The organism is Salipiger bermudensis (assembly GCF_017309175.1).
In the GTDB taxonomy this organism is placed as follows: domain Bacteria; phylum Pseudomonadota; class Alphaproteobacteria; order Rhodobacterales; family Rhodobacteraceae; genus Salipiger; species Salipiger bermudensis.
In genome coordinates this window covers 1-1,743 of sequence record NZ_JAEKJV010000047.1, presented here as the reverse complement: position 1 = coordinate 1,743, position 1,743 = coordinate 1, and the positions used below count along the sequence as shown (strand labels likewise).

The following is a 1,743-nucleotide window of genomic DNA, read 5'->3' as shown; positions in this document are numbered from 1 at the left end:
AGCTCCATCAGAGCCATTCTGTCGTCGGTCATCGTCATCTCCGTCTCAGGTTTCAGGTGTCGCAACCCGAACCTTCTCCGAAGATCGACGGTGACCGCCAGCGTCGCATGTGGCGACGCCCGCGGATTCCTACACCACGCTATGGGGCACTATCCTCGACGATTACATCCAACACTTTCCACATCTTCTCGAAGGGGTAGTCATCAACACGGGTTGTTCTGAGGAACTCGTCTTGCTGCGCGCTCTTCTCGCCAGAGGTTTGGTCTATCGAGCCCTGATACGCTCCCGCGCGCTTTTCGTAGTTACTCCACCTGATACGACATCGCTGCGGGAGCTTCAGGTAGCACTCGATAGCGGCGGCTTTGCCGTTGATGTCAGCAAGATGCTCGCCATTGGGTCCAATTGTCGGGAAGCTCCTAAACTCTTCCAGGTCGGGCAGTTTGATCGCGTTGATGCCTGAAAGCTCTTCAAGCTGCGCGAGCGATGCGACGCCAACCGTGTCGTTGTCGAAGATGGCCAACACACCATCGGCTTTCCCAATGCTTCTCAGCCCCCTCATGAAGTTCATCAGTTGGCCGTGGCCGCCGAACGGATAGTTGTCCTCCATGTCAATGAACCGGAAGAAATCGGCGATCTCAGGGCGCAGGATAGCGAAGGCGTGCTGGATCACCTTAGTGTCGCTGGTGCCTTCGGTCACTAGAAGGAAGCCTTCATCATCTACTCCGACCGAGAAGTCCTCACGTTCGAAGTAGCCGCTTTCAACGACGTCCATAAAGTCCCACTGGACAATGAGATCAAGATTTGCGGGGCGTTCTGCGAGCATCCGCAGAATGTCGTAGGGCATCAGTCGATCAAGAAGCGTGCTGAGATCCCATCCCGGTGCTCGACCATAATGATCGGTCAGCGGTTCCTCCAGTCGCTTCTGATACTCAGCAGGAAGAAGGCCCCCGTGATTATCTCGGGTGCCTTCTTTGAGGGAGGCCAGATCGACGTTGCGGACAAGCTCCAGAGCTTCTTTGAAGGGCACGTCATGCGGTTCGTCGTATGTTACGTATGGGTTGTTGAACCGCCGTTCGATAGCTGGGAGCGTCGATCCGAGGAGCTCTAGGCGTGGAAGGATCGAGCGTAAGGTCGCCTGAAAAACTTCTACTCGCTTTAGGTCGAAGTCCCTTTCGACAAAAACACTGTCAGACGGCAAGTAAATCGAATGGTGCCTCGTAGTCGTAAAGTTCCCACTGGACTCAAGATGGAAATTTCCGATGCGGAAGTCTGAGTAGGTCCCCAACGCTGATCCTCGCTGCCTGCAAGCCGGTAGTTTCGTTTTTGGTAGTTTGCGTTAAGTCGAACGTCGAGCCAATTGCACAGGTGCGCCTACACCAATGCGACGTTAGTCAATCTTCACCGTCGGCTGCACGACTCCATTCTAGTCCTGTTCAGGCTGAAGGGGCAACGACAGCTCTGTCCGCACCGCGGACCTTGGGGCCTTGGACTATGCTGCGCGGTGTCACTGATCGCCGGTTTGGGGAAGTCGCGCCGCGGCGTTGGTGGCCCAGGCGAACGGCAGGTTTGGGCCGTGAGTGTCAGGCAGCGATAGTGCCCCATAGCGTGGTGTAGGAATCCGCGGGCGTCGCCACATGCGACGCTGGCGGTCACCGTCGATCTTCGGAGAAGGTTCGGGTTGCGACACCTGAAACCTGAGACGGAGATGACGATGACCGACGACAGAATGGCTCTGATGGAGCT

General features: G+C 56.3%; 1 protein-coding gene. It reads right to left on the bottom strand.

All coding sequences use genetic code 11. The features are described from left to right. Window positions 1–139: 139 nt before the first annotated feature. Entirely contained in the window at window positions 140–1,285 is a 1,146-nt protein-coding gene (locus tag JF542_RS24265) for a HEPN/Toprim-associated domain-containing protein (RefSeq protein ID WP_207077726.1), read from the bottom strand. Between the last annotated feature and the right edge of the window lie 458 nt (window positions 1,286–1,743).